The organism is Blautia sp. JLR.GB0024, assembly GCF_037000545.1.
Lineage (GTDB): Bacteria > Bacillota > Clostridia > Lachnospirales > Lachnospiraceae > Blautia > Blautia celeris.
The window spans coordinates 25259-43544 of the sequence record NZ_JBANBF010000003.1 but is presented as its reverse complement, the minus strand read 5'-3'; the positions used below and the strand labels follow the sequence as shown (position 1 = coordinate 43544).

Sequence of the window (18286 nt, the reverse complement as noted above, 5' to 3'; positions counted from 1 at the left end):
ATGAAATTATTGTCCGTAACAGTTCCCTGTTATAATTCACAGGCATACATGGAGAAATGCGTGGATTCCCTGCTGGAGGGCGGGGATCAGGTGGAGATTCTGATCGTCGATGACGGGTCCGTGGATGACACGGCGAAGATCGCAGATGATTATGCAGCCAGATTTCCCGGCATTGTAAAGGCCATACACCAGGAGAACGGCGGCCACGGGGAGGCCGTGAACACAGGTCTTAAAAACGCCACAGGAATCTTTTTCAAAGTGGTGGACAGCGACGACTGGGTGAACAAGGAGGCTTATGACGCGATCCTGACAAAGCTTTCAGAGATCGTGGGAGGGCCCCAGACCCTGGATATGATGATCAGCAATTTTGTCTACGAAAAGCAGGGTGCCAGACGGAAGAAAGTCATGCGCTATAAGAAATACCTTCCCCAGGGAAAAATTTTCACCTGGGAGGAGATCAGTAAGATGCCGGTGGGCAAATATATCCTGATGCATTCCGTGATCTACAGGACCGGACTGCTGAGGGAATGCGGCCTGGAGCTGCCGAAACACACCTTTTATGTAGACAACCTGTTTGTCTACCAGCCCCTGCCCTCTGTGAAGACCATGTATTATATGGACGTGAACTTCTACCGGTATTTTATCGGCAGGGAGGACCAGTCAGTACATGAGGATGTGATGATACGCAGGATTGACCAGCAGCTTCTGGTGAACCGTCTCATGATCGATTCCGTGGCCGGCAAGAGGATCAGCGACAAACATCTGCGCCAGTATCTGCTCCGGTATCTGGACATTATCACAGCCGTATCCTCCATCATGCTGATACGCTCCGGCACGGAGGAAAATCTGGAGAAGAAAAAGGATCTGTGGAAATACCTGAGAAACGAAGACATCCATATCTACAGAAAACTCCGCCTGGGTATTCTGGGCAGAAGTGTAAATCTGCCGGGATGGAGCGGAAGGAATATTTCTGTGGCGATCTATAAAGTGGTGCAGAAGTTCTATGGGTTTAACTAAAGGATAAAGGGCAGCGGCATTTGCCGGTGAAGCCATATAAAAAGGACGTTCCAAAAGCGGAACGTCCTTTTTATATGCAGAATTGTGAATTGTTATTTTACAAAAGCAGGCTGTTTCTGTCGTGCCGGATGTTCTTTGTAGAACATCTGGTAGCAGAAGACATTCAGCGCAAATGCCGCCACCACATCCACAAGTGTATGCTGCTTCAGGAATACGGTAGCCATGATGATAAGTATGGTCAGAAGCAGGGTACCGCCCAGAAGGACGGGATGCTTTCTTGCTTTTGCGTTTTTAAACACTGCGGTACAGCAGGCCACGGAATTAAACACATGAATGCTGGGCAGTATATTGGTTGGAGTGTCGATCCGGTATAAATGCCTCACCAGCTCTATGAAGATGCTGTCACCCGTAAGCTTGGGACGCAGGTCCTGTCCGTTGGGGTAAATGTAGGAGATGACGAGAAACAGTGTCATGCCCACTCCAAGGGTAAATATAAGCTGGTAAAATTCCCGCTTGCTGTCATTAAATAATGAGAAGTACAAAACGGTCACTGCGATGTAGGCAAACCACAGCAGATACGGGACGATGAAATATTCACAGAAAGGGATATAGTCATCAATCTTCATATGGATGATATGAGGCCGGACATCGCGCTGTTCCAGATACTGGAAAGCTGTAAGATAAAAGATGCCGTATACCGGGATAATCCAGGTGTGTTTGTATTTTTTCAGCAGATTCACATAATCACCTTCTTTTCGATGCCGGAGCCTTTCTTTGTCCTGCCCATTATAGCACAGGAAAATCAAGATAACAATGGGATTTACAGTAAATTCAGAAAAGCTTCACATCCCATTCACACTCTGAAAAAAACGTCTGTTCATGCCTGTTTTGGCGGAAGAAAGCTGTCAAAAATGACGGAATCAAAACGCTTTTTACAGGTTTCATAGGCTTCCGGCGTGCGCAGTGTCCAGGCAAATACAGGTGTTTTGTACAGATGGCGGTTCAGACAGAAGCTCAGGTTTCGGCTGTCCTTATAGCAGTAGGCAATGAAGTCAGGGCGTCCGATGCAGTTGGTGAGCAGATGCTTGACCAGAAAGCTTAAGACATATCCGCCCTCAGCTACCGGACTTGTCAGGTTGGAGGAGAGCTGTCCTCTCACAACATCCGGCCGGTTGCGGCGGTACCAGAAAAGTGCCAGGGAATTAAAGGATTCGATACAGTAGCTTCCCTGATACCCTTGTAACAGTTTATCCACCAACGCACATGGATATGTATGGTGAGAGTGAAGTTTTATCTCGATCAGCAGGGGAACCCGTCCGTCCACAAGCTTCAGTACGTCCGAGAACAGCGGGATCTTCTCACCGGTATTCTGCAGGGAGAGCTTCTGCAGCTCCTCGTACGTCTTTGTCTCCAGCGGGAGGTCAATGCCGCACATACGGCCCAGTGTGTAGTCATGGAATACTACGATCTTGTTGTCCTTAGTCACCTGGACATCCAGCTCAATGGGATATCCGCACAGAACTGCCCGTTCAAATGCCGGCATGGAATTTTCCGGGATGCCCTCCCCGGGGTCGAACAGGCCCCGATGGGCAAAAAGCCTGTGCATAAAGGCGCGCGTCTGCGATTTTCTTGTAAAACGCGGCATGATACAGTAAAAGTAAAGTAAAAAACCGAGCAGTACAATGGAAGCGGTTATCAGCAGTAATTTCATAAGTTAAACCTTCTTTCAACTATCCGGTGATGACTGAGATCTGTTCCCGGGCTGTCGTTAGGGAAAGAGAATCCCTGAATCCAAAGGATTCCCCGTCACAGTGTACAGGGAGAGGACGCTGGCTGATGATCTCCACCACATGCCCCTTTTGTATTTCTATGCCGCGGAACCATATATGTTTCCCGATAAAGGCAGTGGGCAGCATGGTGATGATCTTTAACTTGGAGAGTTTCCCGGCTACACAGATATGTATATTTCCGTCTGCGTGATCCGCGTCCGGACAGAATTTGCATCCTCCGCCCTCATATTTCAGATTCATGCCCGCCACGAAAAAGCAGCGGGGAAAACGGCAGATCCTCTGCCTGTCCAGCCGGATATCCACACGGCAGGGGCGGTAGAGAAATAATTGTTTCAGGGCAATGGCAGCGTAGGTGAGCTTGCCCAGATGGTATTTGTTCAGAAAATCCTTGAGGCCGGAATTCAGCGCCTCGTGGCAGATGGAGGCATCAAAGCCAATGCCTGCACTGATGAGGAAATACCGCTTCTCCCCGTTCGACTGCGCGATTCCAATGTCCATCTTCTCTATGTCTGCCGGGGCCAGGATCTGTTCCACGGCTTTTTCGGTGTCTTTGGTAAGCCCAAGGCCTCTGGCAAAGTCATTGCCGGAGCCGGTGGGGATATAGCCCAGGGTAATGTGGGTGTACACGGTTTTCACAAGCCCGTTCACCACCTCGTTCACGGTGCCGTCACCGCCCACAACAACCAGGGTGCAGGGTATGGAAAGGGCAGCAATCTGGTGTGCCAGCTCAGCAGCATGTCCCTGCTTCTGGGTAAAATAGGCCTCATATTCCAAATTTTCCTCATCCAGACGTTTTTTTACACGGTCCCAGATCTCCTGTCCTTTGCCGGAACGGGAGCGGGGATTGATGATAAAATAGTACATATGCTTCTCCTTCTTTGCCATTATTGTAGCAGTTTCCCGTTGTGAGGACAAGTAAAATATGTTATGATAAAAAAACAGTGAGCTGAAAGGAGTTAAGATACATGGACAATGAATTTGTAACCTTTACAATAGGTAAGAAAAAACATATTGCGCTGATCGCCCATGATAATGAAAAACCGAAACTCATCGAATGGTGCAAAGAGAATTATGATATACTGAAAAACCACAGCCTTTACGGAACCGGCACCACAGCCAGACTGATCGCGGACAAAGCAGGGCTTCGTATCAAGGGATACAACAGCGGCCCTCTGGGCGGTGACCAGCAGATCGGCGCCAAAATCGTGGAAGGTGTTATTGATTTTGTGGTGTTTTTCTCAGACCCTCTGACGGCGCAGCCCCATGATCCGGATGTGAAAGCCCTTATGCGTATCGCACAGGTATATGATATTCCCATGGCTATCAACAAGGCTACAGCGGATTTCATGATACATTCCCAGTTTATGGACGCAGAATATGACCATGAAGTGATCAACTTTAAAAAGAATGTGGAGAGACGTGCGGATTCCATGTAGGGATACGTGTTCACTCTATAAAAACAGAAAAGATGTCTTCCTGCCGTAAAGCAGAAGACATCTTTTTCTTTGTTATCTCAGGTAGTGATCCAGGTGCTGTATCCTGCCCGCCGCAGGGTCTGCTCCATCCTGACGGCATTTGCCAGATACTGATAAGCGCCAACCTGCACTTTATAAAAGCCGTCCTCACTTAAAATGTATGCCGGAAATCCCTGGTCCTGCAGTTCATAGAGCAGGTTATCGGCGTATTGTTTTTCCCGGAACATGCCCACCTGTACCCGGTAAAGCACGGGCTCCCCTGCAGGCGGCTTCTCCACCTCTTCCTCCTCCAGTGTTCCCAGGATCGCGTAGGCGATGCTCTGGGCGATCTCATCAAATTTCTCGTCAAACAAAGCGTTGTCCGCGTCGTTGTTGATAAAGCCAACTTCAACCAGTACCGCGGGCATCTGTGTGCGGCGAAGGACTACCAGACCGGGCCTTGCCCTTACGCCCAGGTTCTTAAAGCCAAGTTCCCCCAAGGCTCCATTGATATTTTCCGCCATGTCAACCTTTCGTCCCGACAGGTCATAGACCAGGGATTCCACGCCGGAATACTGGTTGGGCTGAGGACTGGAGTTCCGGTGGAAGGAAATGAACCAGTCTGCCCCGGTCTGATTTGCGATGCGGGCTTTCTCAAATGGTGTCTGATATACATCGGTGGTGCGGGTGTACACCACATCCACCCCGTTCTGGGAGAGAATCCGGCCTACTGCCAGGGCCAGGCGGAGATTGTCATCTTTCTCCTGTCTGCCCTTATAGACAGCGCCGGGATCCGTTCCCCCATGCCCGGCGTCTATTACAACTTTATATGCCAAATGGTGACTCCTTGAATCGCTTTATGATTATTATATGCGCTGCCTCTGATTTTGTGCCCTGCACAGACGGCGGAATTTGAAAATCAGGGGCAGGATCATCAGGCACCAGATGATTGGCTCTGCAATGATGATCCCCATATACTGCAGAATGGGGGTCAGAAACAGGGCAATGAGCACCTTGCCTGCAAGCTCAATGAAGCTGGATATGACAGGGGTGATATGGTCCCCGATGGCCTGCAGGGCGTTTCTTAAGATATTGATCCCGCAGGCTACAAAGTACAGCAGAGAATTTATACGCAGATATTTGGATGCGTTCTCTATGACCGCCGGACTGCTGCTTCCTGTGACCAGATGGATCAGGAAGGGGGCGGCTGTGTAGCTTAAGAGGATGATAATAAAGGTCCATCCCCATGTGATGAACAGTGCCTGCCGGATACCGATCTTCACCCGGTCAAACTTTCCGGCGCCGAAGTTCTGTCCGCAGAAGGTAGCCATGGTCACGCCCATGACGGAGATGGGCAGGAAATAAAACTCGCAGATTTTTCTGGCAGCGGTATGGGCCACAATGATCTCCGTGCCGAAGGTGTTGATGGCACACTGAAGAGCCAGGGTACCGAAAAATACCAGGGACATCATAAGAGCCATGGACATGCCGGAGGAGTAAAGGACTTTAACCATGGTTCGGCTCAGCCTGAAGTCCCCGGGCTTCAGCCGGAAAATGGGATAGCGCCTCCACATGTACACAAAACTCAGCACAACGGATACGCTCTGGGCCAGGACCGTTGCCAGGGCAGCGCCTCTCACTCCCATATGAAACTGCAGGATAAATAAAAGGTCAAGCCCCACATTCAGAAGGGCAGCACAGACCAGGAACAGAAGCGGCGCTACGGTATCCCCCACTGCCCGCATGATCCCGGCCAGGGCGTTGTAGAGCATGGTGATGAGCATACCCATCAAAATGATTTTTATGTACCCGGATGCCTCTGAGAGGAGCTGGTCCGGGACCTGCAGCAGGGACAAGAAGCCATTGAGCCCCAAAAGGGACACCACAGTCAGTACCACTGTGGTCAGAAATCCCAGTAGAAAGGTTCCCGCAGCCGCTTTTCTCAGCCGCTCTTTCTTGTCAGCCCCGAAGCTCTGGGAGACAATGATGGAAAAGCCGTTGGTCAGGCCCTGCAGAAAGCCGATGAGCAGTGTGCTGATGGCTGTTGTGGCACCGACAGCGGCCAGGGAGGATTCCCCCAGTGTGCTTCCCACGATTCTGGTGTCAGCCAGACTGTAAAAAAGCTGGAACAGATTGCCCAGGCACACAGGCAGGGCAAAGGAGAGCATAAGCTTGGTTGGGTTCCCCTGAGTCAGATTCTTCATATTTTTAATCTCCAGTGATCGTATTTCTAAAAATCCTTTACCATAATATCACAAGTTGTGAAAATAGCAATAACAATTCTAAAATCTCCATAAAGTCTCGAAAAACCTCTTCCTTTCTCAATTTAGAAGTGATAAAATCTAAATCAGCATAAAAAAAGGACGGATGAGTGAATCAATGAAGAAACCACAGATGAAAGACGAAACAAGAAAAAAAGTTGACAATTTCTGGTACTATTATAAGTTCCACGTACTGATCGGAGCATTTCTGCTCTTTATGGTCATTGTGTTTATCAAGGATATGCTTGGGAAAGTGGATTATGATTACAATATTGCCTTTGTCACGGACTACATGATCGCGGATGAGGACAGCCAGGCGCTGCAGGGGTATTTTGAAGCCAATGCAGAGGATTTGAACGGAGACGGGGAAGTCCACGTACAGATCCAGAACTATGTGCTCCCTCCGGATGATGCCCAGGGATATGATCCCCAGATGCTGGCGGCAGGCCAGACGAAAATGACAGTGGATATGCAGGAAGGAACCAGCATGATATTCTTTATCAGCCAGCAGAATTTTGAAAAGTTCAAGGACGCCGGTGTTTTCCCGGAAAAACTGGAGGACTTTGCCAAGGTGGAAGACTGTGCCGCCTATGAAGAGATTGGCAGGCCTGCCTCTGTCAAGGATCTGTATGTCGCCATGCGCAGCCTGGAAGGGACTAAGATGGAGAAGGACGAAGAGATGACAACCTATTATGATGCCTGCGAGACACTCCTTGATCAGTTTGTCTCCGGCCAAAAATAAGAAAGAGATGATTGAGGAACCTGTCAGTTCAGTTCCCCAATCATCTTTTTAATATTCTGCATCTGGTTGTCCACAGCCGTGATGGTGTGGGCGCATTCCAGAAGCTCCATACTGATGAGTTCGTGGTCTTTGTTGCTTCCCAGTTCTTTTTTGTAGCGGAGCTGGTGTTCCAGGCTTGCCCAGAAATCCATACCTATGGTTCGGATCTGCACCTCAGCCCGCATGGGTGTCTTTCCCTCAGCGAAGAAAACGGGAATCTCCACGATCATGTGATAGCTTCTGTAGCCGTTGGACTTGGGATTCAGGATGTAATCCTTGATGCGGAGGATTTTGATATCGTCCTGTTCCGCCAGAAGATTGGCAACTGTGTAGATATCGTCTATAAAGGAGCAGATAACGCGGATTCCGGCCACATCGTTTAACTGTTCCCGGATATTGGTCTCCGTAAATTCGTAACCCAGTTTCTGCAGCTTGCTGTAGATGCTCATGGGCTTTTTGATCCTGGTCTTGATGGAGGAGATGGGATTTCGGTTGTATTTTACGGAGAATTCGTCATCCAGCACTTCCAGTTTGGTCTGAATCTCCCGTATGGCACAGCGGTACATCATCATGAGAGAGTTGTAGTAATCTGTATTTTTTATAAAGCGCTCAGGAAAGCGCACGTCAAAGTCCTGTGGAGCTATGTTCATATCCTCTGTTTTTTTCTGCAAAAATATGCCTTCTTTCATGTTTTTTTTCAGTATATCGGAAAAATAAGGTTACGTCAATGTGGGGATGGTATTTTGCAGAAACTTATAGTATAATAATATAGACTATGTCAAGAAGTAAGAACCTGCAGCAGGCAAGATGTTGCTGTTCACAGAACTGTGCTTTTAGCAGGGCTGTGAATAGTAACGGCAGGAGAAAGGCAGCTAAATCATATGTTTGGATATGTGACGGTGGATAAACCGGAGCTGAAAGTAAAAGAATTTTATCAGTACAAGGCATATTACTGCGGTCTTTGCCGGACTTTGAATGAGGAATACGGATTTCGGGGGAGAATGACACTCACCTATGATATGACATTTCTGGTGGTACTCCTTACTTCTCTTTATGAGAGCGAGACCAGGGAAATCAGCTCCAGGTGCCCGGTGCACCCTGTGAAGAAAATTCCCATGCTCCAAAATGAGATCACACAGTATGGTGCCGGGATGAATATTCTGCTCTCTTTTTATCATTTTGCCGATGACTGGCAGGATGACAAGAGCATGAAAGGACTGACAGGCATTCATTTGTTTAAGAAACAGGCCAGAAAAATCAGTCAGGAGTACCCAAGACAGAGCAGGGCGATTAGGATGAAGCTTCGTAAGCTCTCGGAGTATGAGAAGAAGCAGGAGACAGACCTGGATCTGGTGGCTGGCTGTTTCGGGGAACTGATGGCTGAGATCTTTGTGATTCGGGAGGATGTCTGGGAAGAGTATTTGAGAAAATTCGGTTTTTATCTGGGAAAATTCATTTATATTATGGATGCCTATGATGACCTGGAAAAGGATATGGAGAAGGGCAGCTACAATCCGCTGAAACCCCTCTATGAATCTTATCGGGAGGACAGGGAAGGCTACGAGAAGGAAGTATACAATATTCTTCTCATGATGATGGCTGAGGCCAGCGGTGCCTTTGAGAAGCTTCCCTGTATTAAGGAGTCTGAACTGCTTCGGAATATCATCTATTCAGGAGTATGGTCAAAATATAATAAATTAAAAAAAGAAAGACAGGAGATAAAAGAGAACCATGATCAACAATCCTTATGAAGTGCTGGGCGTATCACAAAACGCCAGCAATGACGAAATCAAGAGAGCATACAGGGACCTGAGCAGAAAATACCATCCCGATTCTTATGTGGACAATCCGCTGGCAGGTCTGGCAGAGGAAAAATTCAAGGAAGTACAGGAGGCCTACGACCAGATCATGCGCGAGAGGGACGGCGGCTACCAGAGCGGCTACGGCAGCAATGCAGGGAACAGCTACAGTTCAGGTTACGGCCAGCAGAATTACGCGTCCTCCGAGGACAATGTACAGCTTCAGGCAGCAGCCAATTACCTGAACGCCCGCCAGTACCAGCAGGCGCTTAATGTGCTGTCCCGTATACAGAACAGAAGTGCACAGTGGTATTATCTCAGTGCAGTAGCCAATATGGGAATGGGTAACAATGTAAATGCCCTGAATCTGGCAAGGCAGGCATCCAGCATGGAACCGGGCAATCCGGAGTATTCCAACCTGGTGAACCGTCTGCAGTGGAACAGCCAGCGCTACCAGGGCGGCGGCAGTCCTTACGCCAACAACAGCGGTTCCTCCTGTGGTACAGGAAATTTCTGCTGTGATCTGTGGTGCGCCGACAGTTTGTGTGAGTGTATGGGAGGAGATCTTTGTCCATGCCTGTAAATGGAAAGAAAATGGCCGTATCCGGCCTTCTGATGGCTTTGTCAGTGGTTATGATCGTACTCAGCGGTATTCTGGACTTTAATACTTTGTTTTTTCTGGCGGCAGCCGCCTTCTGTGTGGGTATCATTGTGAGAGAATATGAGCTGAAGACAGGAATCATCTTTTTCGGGGGAACCCTGCTTCTGGGATTTCTTCTGGCGCCTCAGAAGCTCTACTGTATTACCTTTGCCATGATGGGGGTCTATGTGCTTTTGATAGAGGGCCTGTGGCGTTTTCTGGGAAAACACCAGAATATGAAAAATCCTAAGCTGGTTTTTGCGGCAGGAAAGGTTGTGATCTTCAATATCATGTACCTGCCTGCGCTTTTTCTGTTTCCGAAGCTTCTCTTTGCAGGTGAGGTTTCTGGAAAGCTGATGCTTGTCTTTGTACTGGGAGGCCAGATTGCCCTGTATCTGTTTGACAAGGCATATGATTACTTTTTGATCCGCATGTGGGGGAATTTACGCGGAAAATTATTTGGGAGAGGTTAAAAAAATGCTGACAAATGAAATAATAGAAGATTATATTAAAATCCTGGAATCCGAGCTGGTTCCGGCCATGGGGTGTACAGAGCCCATCGCGCTTGCCTACGGCGGCGCCAGGGCAAGAGAAGTTCTGGGCCAAATGCCCGAAAAAGTTATTGCAAAGTGCAGCGGCAATATCATCAAAAATGTACGTTGTGTCACCATACCGAATTCAAAGGGGCTGGTAGGTATTGAGGCCGGCGTGCTTCTGGGTATTGCGGGAGGTAATGCACAGAAACAGATGGAAGTCCTGGAGGATGTTGCGGACGAGGATATTGAGAAGGCAAAGGATATGCTGAAAAAAGGTGTCTGTAAGGTGGAATTCCTGGACAGTTCCAGTGTACTCCATATTATTCTGGAGCTTTACACCGAAGAACACAGCGCCGTGGTGGAAATCCGTGACGGACATACCAACATCACCAGCATTCGGAAAGACGGGAAAGAGCTGCTCGAGGGTGCCGCTTTAGTTGAGCACGATGACACAGACGAGAGAAAAGTCATCCTGAATATGGAAAACATCAAAGAATTTGCCGACACGGTGGAGCTTTCCAAAGTGCAGCATTTGATAGAAAGACAGATCACCTGCAATATGGCGATCGCCAATGAGGGAATGAAAGGCGGATACGGCCTGGGTCTTGGAAAGCTTTTGGTGGAGTCTTATCCTGACACTACCTTAAATCAAATGAAGGCATATGCCGCGGCAGGCTCTGAGGCCAGAATGGGAGGATGCGATCTTCCGGTCATCATCAATTCCGGCTCCGGCAACCAGGGAATCGCCTCCTCTGTTCCTGTGGTGGTCTATGCCAGGATCAAGCAGGTGGACCAGGAGACACTTTACCGTTCCTTAGTATTTTCCAACCTTCTGACCATATACCAGAAGACATATATCGGCAAGCTGTCCGCCTTCTGCGGCGCGGTCTCCGCCTCCTGTGCCAGTGGTGCGGCTCTCACCTATATGGTGGGCGGGACCCTGGACCAGATCAAAATGACCGTGGAGAACACGCTGGCAAATATACCGGGGATTATCTGCGACGGAGCGAAAATCTCCTGCGCAGCTAAGATCGCCACCAGCCTGGATGCAGCCATTATGGCACATAACCTGGCAATGAAGAACAAAGTCTATGCCCCCTATACGGGTATTCTGCAGGAGGATACGCCTGAGACCATCAGTTGTGTGGGATACATAGGCAAGGAAGGCATGAAGCAGACAGACAAAGAGATACTGAAAATTATGATAGAACATAACGAATAGAAGGGATACAAATGAACTTTTTACGTTTACTTGCCGGGCCGCTCATCGGGGCGGTCATCGGCTACTGTACAAACTATATTGCAGTGAAAATGTTGTTTCGTCCCCTGTATCCGGTGAAGATCGGAAACTGGACCCTGCCCTTTACGCCGGGCATCATTCCGAGAGGAAAAAGCAGGCTGGCAAAGGCTCTGGGAAGCGCGGTGGGCGACCATCTGATCACAAAGCAGGATCTGGAGGACATGCTGCTGTCCGATGGTGTAAAGAATACCATTGTGGGCCGTATCAGCGAGGGTATCCAGAAGGTGCAGAAAAGCGATGACACAGTAGAGGGGTTCCTGCAGCACTATGTGGAGCAGGACGACTATGAGGCCATGCGGGAGAAGCTGGAAAATTTTATCACAGAACGCATCACAGAGGGGCTTAATAAGCTGGATGTGGGCTCCATCATTGCGGAGGAGGGTGCCAAAGAAGTGAAGCAGAAATTCCAGGGCTCCATGGTGTCCATGTTCCTTACAGATGATCTGATCAACTCCATTGCAGAACCCATCGGCAGAAAGGTGGGGGATTACATCCGTGAGAACGGCCATGACAAGATCCATCCGGTTGTGGTAGGAGAGATCGCGGCTGTGGAAAGCCGTAAAGTCAGTGAGATTGTGGAATCCATCCCTCTGGGCGAGGAGAGAATCCGTGGCCTGGTGGAGAGCATCTATGTAAAATTTGTAGGTGACAAAGCAGGAGAACTGGCGGAACAGTTCCAGATCGCCAAAGTAGTAGAGGAGAAGGTAAACGGTATGGATGTGCTGGAAGTGGAGAACATCCTCATGTCTATTATGAAGAAAGAGCTGAATGCTGTCATCAATCTGGGAGCATTGATCGGGTTTGTCATTGGGCTGCTGAATCTGCTGCTGTAGGGATGGCAGCCTGAGAATAGTGTGCCGGACAGAGATTATTTCTGTCCGGCGCTTTTTAATTGCTGTTTTCTTTTTCCAGATTCCGCAGATGAAGGTAGACGGTGTTTTTAGAGATGCCAAGGCTTTCCGCCGCCTTAATGACTGCGTCCTTCATATTAAAGATACCTTTTTCGTACAGGAGATGAATGATCTCCTTATTTTTATTGGTGGTGGAGATCAGAGGATTGGCGTATACTTTGTTTTTGGCCTCGTCCAGTGCAGAGGTGATCAGGTCGTCCACATTGTCGCTGAAGGTCTCTGTCACACCGGGGACAATGCTGTTTGCAGGGGTGAAGCTTGCCAGGATGCTGGCGAAGGACACCTCTGTGTGAAAATTGATGCAGAGAAGGCCGATGATGCGCTTCTTTTCCCCCAGGATAGGGATGGTAGCGGATTTTAATGTGTTTCCGTTTTTCTTATTAAAATAACACAGGGCCGCGGGCTCCTTTTTCTGTCGGATATTATCCAGCATTTTTAAAGCAAGGTCCGTGATGGGGGCGCCCTCCACGCGTCCGGTATAGTGGCCGTTGATGATCTTGATGACGGAGTGCTCCAGATTCTCCAGACTGTGAAGAATCAGTTCATATCCATCGCCTAAATATTCTGCAAGTCCGTCCAGGACTGTCTTATATGATTCCAAAATAGCTTTGTCTGTTTCTGTCAGGGTAAGGTAATTCATGGTAAAATCCTCCTTTTACCCATTATAACTTTTTTACGGGGGAAACGCAACCTGGACTGAAAAATATTTCAGTCAAAATGATGAAAGAATGAAAAAATAACTATTGACTAAAAAATAGTTTAGTGATATACTCTTTAATATGATAAAACGACAGAGAAATGGGGGGACTGAAATTATGGAAATCATCAGTACAGAAAAAGCACCGGCCGCAATCGGCCCATACTCACAGGGAATGAAGACAAATGAACTTTTGTTCACTTCAGGTCAGATACCTATTGACCCGGCTACCGGCCAGGTAGTGGAGGCGGAGATCACCGCTCAGGCAAAGCAGTCTATTGAAAATGTAGGTGCCGTGCTTGCAGCAGGCGGAAGCAGTTTTGAAAAAGTGATCAAGACGACCTGTTTTCTTGCGGACATGAAGGATTTTGCGGCATTTAATGAAGTTTACGCAAAATACTTTACCACCAATCCGGCGCGCTCCTGTGTTGCGGTTAAGACGCTGCCAAAGGGTGTGCTCTGTGAAGTCGAGGTGATCGCCGAGCGTTAGAAAGGGGGGAATGGAAGCATGCATTTGCTGGAGACTTTTTTGGAGAAGACAGAACGCGTACCGCTGATGCCCGCTCCCACGCCGCTTCACCGTCTGCACAGGCTGGAAGAGCAGTGGGGCTGTCCAAAAATCTATATCAAACGTGATGATATGACAGGCATAGGCCCCGGCGGCAACAAGATCAGAAGCCTGGAATACATACTGGGAGAGGCAGTAAAAGAGGGCAGTAAAGTGATTCTGGCTGCAGGACCTGCCCAGTCAAACCTGTGTACCCTGACAGCTGCAGCCTGCGCGAAAGTGGGACTGGACTGTGAACTGGTCCACAATGGCACCGAGCCGGAGAAGAAGCAAGGAAATCTGCTGCTGAATCAGATTCTCGGGGTGAAATCCCATTTTCTCGGGGACGTGGATTCTGACGCACGCAATGCCTTTGTGGAGGAGCTTTTTGAAAAATACCGCAGAGAGGGGAGAAATCCCTATGTAGTGAGAAACGGGGCTACCACGGGAAGAGGCGCTCTGGGCTATACGGCAGCCGTACCGGAGCTTATGAAACAGTGCGAGGCACAGGGAATCACCGGCATGACAATCTTCGCACCGGGTGGCAACGGCGGTGTGGCAGCAGGGCTGGTGTATGGAAATGCAGTTATGGGAAATCCCTTCCGGATCGTGATCGTGAGTGTGGAGGACGACAGGGAAAACCTGAAGAAACACATTGCGGACACTGTGCGGGAAGTGGAGGCTATAACCGGAATCCCTGCAGGGAAGTCCGTGGAAGAACTCTGCAGTATTGAGGACGGTTTCCGGGGCCGGGGCTGGGGCGTAAATACCAGCGAAAGTGCCCGGGAGATTTTTGAATTTGCCAGGGCAGAGGGTATTTTCATTGAAAATATCTACAACAGTAAAGTTCTGGTCGGCATGAGGGACTGGTTGGAAAAGGGGAAAGCAAAGGGGCCTGTCTGTTACCTGCATACAGGAGGGTTTGGCTCTTTGTTTGCCCAGTATTGACACAAAAGAGGAGGGAATACTATGGATTATGGATTTTTGACATTAATTCCGCCGATCATTGCCATTGCATTTGCCATTGCGTTTCGTAAGGTGGCGCTTGCTCTTTTGATCGGTATTTTTTCCGGAGAACTGATTCTGTGCGGATGGAATCCCATCACCGCTGTAAATGAGCTGGTGAACCAGATTCTAAATGTATGTGCAGATACCGGAAATCTGAAAACGTTTTTGTTTACCACGCTGATGGGCGCATTTGTAATACTGGTGCGTGTGTCAGGCGGCGTCAATGGCTTTGTGACGTATCTGACTGAGCAGGGGAATAAAGTGAGAAGTAAAAAGATGGCTATGATGATCGCCTATATTATCGGTGTCATTATTTTCATTGACGGCCTTTTAAGTATCATGTTCACCGGCGTTGTGACAAGACCGCTGATCGACAAATATAAAGTTTCCAGAGAAAAGCTGGCTTATATCTGTGACTCCACGTCAGCGCCCATCAATGCCATTATTCCGCTGAACTCCTGGGGTGCCATGCTCATGGGACTTATCGGGGCGGAGATCACTGCCGGCGTTATCGCCGGAGATCCTATGAATCTTCTGATCCGGAGTCTTCCGTTCCAGTTCTACAGTATCGTGTCTCTCGTTATGGTATTGTTCTACATACTGAGCGGAAAAGACTGGGGCCCTATGAAGAAAGCTGAGGAGCGTGTGCAGAAGACAGGCAAGCTGTACGATGACGGAGTGGTTCCTCTGTTAAACGACAGTGAAGGATTTGATGAGCTGGTAGAGCCGGGCAAGGAGAACAAGTGGAACATGATGCTTCCGCTTATCGTGCTGATTGGCGGTACCTTCATCGGCCTGCTGGTCACAGGAAAAGGAAATATCACAGAGGGTGACGGAACCACATCCATCCTCTATGCAGTTACCATTACACTGCTTGTTATGGGTGTGCTCTACACAAGACAGAAGATCATGACCGGAAAACAGTTTGGGGATTATGTGCTGAAAGGTGTCAGCAATATGCTCACACTTGTCGTCCTGCTGGTTCTGGCATTTGCCATCGGCGGTGTGATCAAGACACTGGGTACCGGTACCTTCCTTGCCAGCCTGATCGGAGGAAAAGTCAGCGGAGCCTTCGGACCTGCTATCATTTTCCTGTTGGGTGCAGTTATGGCATTCAGTACAGGTACAAGCTGGGGAACGTTCTCCATCATGATGCCTATTGCCATTCCAATGGCGGTTGCCATGGATTCCAATATTCTGCTGGCAATCGGAGCGGTTGTTTCAGGAGGTATTTTCGGGGACCACTGTTCTCCTATATCAGATACCACCATTCTGTCCTCCATGTCGGTGGGCACGGACTTGTTCTCGCATGTGAAGACACAGCTTCCCTACGCACTGGTGACGGCGGCGATTGCTACGGTGCTGTATGTGGTATGCGGCTTGGTAATGTGATATTGCATGAAATAATGCGGCGTCTGCCTTCCCGAAGATGGGGGGCAGGCGCTTTTTCTTTTGTTATACTTAGAAAAATCCGTGAACTTTTTAGCCGCAGGCGGCTGCGCTCAGGAGCGGGAGTCCGCAAACCGGACTCTTTCTTCTTTTTGTTTGATGCAGGAAAGGGTTTTCGGTTTGACAAGAAAGAGGGTACAGGGTAGACTGGTAGAAAAGGAAAAATGGAGGCAGTTATGGCGAAAGCAAATATGAAGATCCAACTGTCCGCCAGCGCGGAACAGGTCTGGAAGGTGATCACGGATAATAAGAATTACGGCTGGCGCAGTGATTTGGACAGGATAGAAGAGATGGGGGATGGGAAGACCTTTGTGGAGTACACAAAGAGCGGGTTTCCCACTACATTTACGATCACAAAAAAGGTACCGTTTTGCCGGTATGAATTTGACATGGAGAATGAAAACATGAAGGGCCACTGGACAGGCCTGCTCCGTGAAAGCGGAAATGGCACGGAGATAGATTTTACTGAGGATGTGGAGCTGAAGAAACCGTTTATGAAGTTTGCAGCGGGGATGTATCTGAAGAGGCAGCAGAAAAAGTATGCGGAAGATTTGAAAAAAGAGCTGGGAGTATAGAGGTGACAGAAGTGTCCCCTGCTTTACGGGCAGTCCATCTATTACATACCGGATGCAAAACATAGCAGCAGAGTAGAGTTTCTGCCGGAGTACACTTACAGGGGGCTGGAAGGGGAGAATCTTGGGGAGCTTCAGGGAACAGAGGGATTTGACAATTCCTTGTTGTTTGATGAGAAGGGAAGAACAAATACATATATAGTGTTTTATGCGGAAATACATGGAGAGATTGCAGGGCTTGCCGGGGCCTCCATAGAATCCGGAAGGGTTTGGGAGATCGGCGTGGATGTAAAGGAAAGGTATCGGAAGGGTGGACTGGCATCAGTGCTGGTGAATCATCTGAAGCATGATATTCTGGAGAGGTATATTCTGCCTATTTACTGCGTCGCTTCCTCAAATGCAGCATCCCAGGCAACAGCATTCCGGGCGGGATTGAAGCCTTGTTGGATCAGTACATATAAAATATACTGGATGGGAGTTCGGGGTATGATGAGTTGGCGCGGAGGCTGTACCTAAAATAGGGTATTTTTCCTGACCTGGGATGTAGGGCATTCCCATGTGGATTCCAAAGAGTATGAGAGCTTTATTTTGGAGCATGAGAAGAAATTGGTACATTTTCATATGCATGATGCGGCCGGAAATAAGATTCATCTGGCTTTGGGGACAGGAGAAATTGACCTGAAAGAGAAATTTGAGATTGCCGGCAAAAGAAACTGCAGATGTGTGCTGGAGACAAAGACTGTTCAGGCACTCAGAGAGTCTGTGGTATGGCTGCAGGAAAATGGTATGATGGACAGGTAAATGAGCGGAAGGGGGATTGGCAGCAATGGTTCAGGAAAAATATTCGGATATTATCAAAGAACAGACAAACAGGGCATTGTGGGAAGTGGAAAATGTAGTTACCTGCATTCCGGATGCGATGTGGGAAAAGGAATACTGCGGAATGCCTTTGTGGAAACATGTGTACCATATGCTGCACTCTCTGGATTTGTGGTTTATAAATCCAGATGACCCGGGGTATGTAAAACCGTGGTTTCATGATAAAGATTTGAATAATCTGGATGTGGTTACGAATAAACTGCTTTCTCGTGAGACTTTGGAGGCGTATTTTCTGGAGATTGAGAAGAAAATTAAGAATTATACGGAAAATCTGGAGGATGATATGCTGCTTTTGAAACCGGAAGGATGTAAGTATACGAGATTTACACTTATACTGGCACAGCACAGGCATCTGCATACGCATATGGGAATGATTATGGGCGTTATAACAGCAGAGACAGGCCTTTGGCCCAGAGTCCTGGGACTGGAAGGTAAATTCCCGGATGGGGAATATGAGAAATATTTTTGAGGCGAAGATGCTTTTCTGGAATAATTGGATTAAGTGTGTTATAATGATATAGCGCTTTGGTGGTGCGAAACGTAAGTGGACATTAATTCCTTAGGGGATTCGCACTGGAAAAAGCGCATTTTGATAGGGGGATTGGTGGAGGAATGGGGTGGAGAATATAAAACATTAGTTGATTT

Annotated in this window: 22 protein-coding genes; 15 read left to right on the top strand and 7 right to left on the bottom strand. The window is 48.4% G+C overall.

The annotated features are described in order from the left end of the window. Positions 1-1017: a glycosyltransferase family 2 protein gene (locus tag V8Q34_RS08345; RefSeq protein ID WP_033141335.1), complete on the top strand. Its 1017-nt coding sequence runs from the start codon at positions 1-3 to the stop codon at positions 1015-1017. Positions 1018-1109: 92 nt separating this feature from the next. Here V8Q34_RS08345 and V8Q34_RS08340 read toward each other — a convergent pair whose 3' ends face one another. The 3 genes from V8Q34_RS08340 to V8Q34_RS08330 form a co-directional block, all read right to left on the bottom strand. After that, positions 1110-1757 (bottom strand): phosphatase PAP2 family protein, encoded by a 648-nt coding sequence (locus V8Q34_RS08340; RefSeq protein ID WP_033141334.1) that lies wholly within the window; start codon positions 1755-1757, stop codon positions 1110-1112. Positions 1758-1894: 137 nt separating this feature from the next. Next, positions 1895-2728, bottom strand: coding sequence for a glycerophosphodiester phosphodiesterase family protein (locus tag V8Q34_RS08335; protein WP_244806618.1), 834 nt, complete (start codon positions 2726-2728; stop codon positions 1895-1897). A 19-nt stretch (positions 2729-2747) separates the two neighbouring features. After that, positions 2748-3671 (bottom strand): diacylglycerol/lipid kinase family protein, encoded by a 924-nt coding sequence (locus tag V8Q34_RS08330; protein ID WP_335835223.1) that lies wholly within the window; start codon positions 3669-3671, stop codon positions 2748-2750. 101 nt (positions 3672-3772) lie between these two features. On the opposite strand from V8Q34_RS08330, the gene V8Q34_RS08325 reads away from it, so the two are divergent. Next, complete coding sequence (locus V8Q34_RS08325) at positions 3773-4243, top strand: methylglyoxal synthase (protein ID WP_033141331.1); 471 nt, start codon at positions 3773-3775, stop codon at positions 4241-4243. Between the two features lie 77 nt (positions 4244-4320). Here V8Q34_RS08325 and V8Q34_RS08320 read toward each other — a convergent pair whose 3' ends face one another. Then, positions 4321-5097, bottom strand: coding sequence for an N-acetylmuramoyl-L-alanine amidase (locus V8Q34_RS08320; protein WP_033141330.1), 777 nt, complete (start codon positions 5095-5097; stop codon positions 4321-4323). A gap of 30 nt (positions 5098-5127) precedes the next feature. Beyond that, positions 5128-6465: an MATE family efflux transporter gene (locus V8Q34_RS08315; protein WP_103731568.1), complete on the bottom strand. Its 1338-nt coding sequence runs from the start codon at positions 6463-6465 to the stop codon at positions 5128-5130. Between the two features lie 175 nt (positions 6466-6640). Between V8Q34_RS08315 and V8Q34_RS08310 the strand changes: the two genes are divergently transcribed. Continuing rightward, complete coding sequence (locus tag V8Q34_RS08310; protein WP_033141328.1) at positions 6641-7264, top strand: hypothetical protein; 624 nt, start codon at positions 6641-6643, stop codon at positions 7262-7264. Positions 7265-7287: 23 nt separating this feature from the next. Here the strand turns inward: V8Q34_RS08310 and V8Q34_RS08305 are convergent, their stop codons facing one another. After that, entirely contained in the window at positions 7288-7953 is a 666-nt protein-coding gene (locus V8Q34_RS08305; protein WP_033141350.1) for a GTP pyrophosphokinase, read from the bottom strand. Between the two features lie 231 nt (positions 7954-8184). Here V8Q34_RS08305 and V8Q34_RS08300 point away from each other — a divergent pair, with 231 nt between their 5' ends. Genes V8Q34_RS08300 through V8Q34_RS08280 form a run of 5 tightly spaced genes read left to right on the top strand, consistent with a single transcriptional unit; the run spans position 8185 to position 12411 of the window. Further along, a complete protein-coding gene (locus tag V8Q34_RS08300; protein ID WP_033141327.1) occupies positions 8185-9054 on the top strand; it encodes a DUF5685 family protein in 870 nt (289 codons plus the stop codon). Beyond that, positions 9035-9685, top strand: coding sequence for a J domain-containing protein (locus V8Q34_RS08295; RefSeq protein WP_335835222.1), 651 nt, complete (start codon positions 9035-9037; stop codon positions 9683-9685). The genes V8Q34_RS08300 and V8Q34_RS08295 overlap by 20 nt, the downstream gene beginning before the upstream one ends. Next, on the top strand, positions 9676-10215 hold the full coding sequence (locus tag V8Q34_RS08290; RefSeq protein ID WP_148393582.1) for a hypothetical protein: 540 nt from the start codon (positions 9676-9678) through the stop codon (positions 10213-10215). Before V8Q34_RS08295 ends, V8Q34_RS08290 begins: the two co-directional genes overlap by 10 nt. A 4-nt stretch (positions 10216-10219) precedes the next feature. Continuing rightward, on the top strand, positions 10220-11500 hold the full coding sequence (locus V8Q34_RS08285) for an L-cysteine desulfidase family protein (protein ID WP_033143906.1): 1281 nt from the start codon (positions 10220-10222) through the stop codon (positions 11498-11500). Between the two features lie 11 nt (positions 11501-11511). Next, the gene (locus V8Q34_RS08280; protein ID WP_033143907.1) at positions 11512-12411 is read left to right on the top strand and encodes a DUF445 domain-containing protein; all 900 of its coding nucleotides are present in this window, start codon (positions 11512-11514) and stop codon (positions 12409-12411) included. 55 nt (positions 12412-12466) lie between these two features. Here V8Q34_RS08280 and V8Q34_RS08275 read toward each other — a convergent pair whose 3' ends face one another. Then, a complete protein-coding gene (locus V8Q34_RS08275) occupies positions 12467-13129 on the bottom strand; it encodes a helix-turn-helix transcriptional regulator (protein WP_033143908.1) in 663 nt (220 codons plus the stop codon). A 175-nt stretch (positions 13130-13304) separates the two neighbouring features. On the opposite strand from V8Q34_RS08275, the gene V8Q34_RS08270 reads away from it, so the two are divergent. The 7 genes from V8Q34_RS08270 (at position 13305) to V8Q34_RS08240 (ending at position 18110) form a co-directional block, all read left to right on the top strand. Beyond that, positions 13305-13676, top strand: a complete 372-nt coding sequence (locus tag V8Q34_RS08270) for a RidA family protein (RefSeq protein ID WP_033143909.1) — start codon at positions 13305-13307, stop codon at positions 13674-13676. A gap of 39 nt (positions 13677-13715) precedes the next feature. Next, positions 13716-14681, top strand: a complete 966-nt coding sequence (locus V8Q34_RS08265; protein ID WP_335835220.1) for a 1-aminocyclopropane-1-carboxylate deaminase/D-cysteine desulfhydrase — start codon at positions 13716-13718, stop codon at positions 14679-14681. A 21-nt stretch (positions 14682-14702) separates the two neighbouring features. Next, a complete protein-coding gene (locus tag V8Q34_RS08260; protein ID WP_335835219.1) occupies positions 14703-16133 on the top strand; it encodes a Na+/H+ antiporter NhaC family protein in 1431 nt (476 codons plus the stop codon). 233 nt (positions 16134-16366) lie between these two features. After that, positions 16367-16765 carry an SRPBCC family protein gene (locus V8Q34_RS08255; protein WP_227246978.1) on the top strand — a complete coding sequence of 133 codons (399 nt, stop codon included), beginning with the start codon at positions 16367-16369 and terminating at the stop codon, positions 16763-16765. 159 nt (positions 16766-16924) lie between these two features. Continuing rightward, the gene (locus V8Q34_RS08250; protein WP_335835218.1) at positions 16925-17278 is read left to right on the top strand and encodes a GNAT family N-acetyltransferase; all 354 of its coding nucleotides are present in this window, start codon (positions 16925-16927) and stop codon (positions 17276-17278) included. A 42-nt stretch (positions 17279-17320) separates the two neighbouring features. After that, the gene (locus tag V8Q34_RS08245; RefSeq protein ID WP_335835217.1) at positions 17321-17563 is read left to right on the top strand and encodes a hypothetical protein; all 243 of its coding nucleotides are present in this window, start codon (positions 17321-17323) and stop codon (positions 17561-17563) included. Between the two features lie 25 nt (positions 17564-17588). Then, on the top strand, positions 17589-18110 hold the full coding sequence (locus tag V8Q34_RS08240; RefSeq protein ID WP_335835216.1) for a hypothetical protein: 522 nt from the start codon (positions 17589-17591) through the stop codon (positions 18108-18110). The last annotated feature ends 176 nt before the right edge of the window (positions 18111-18286 follow it).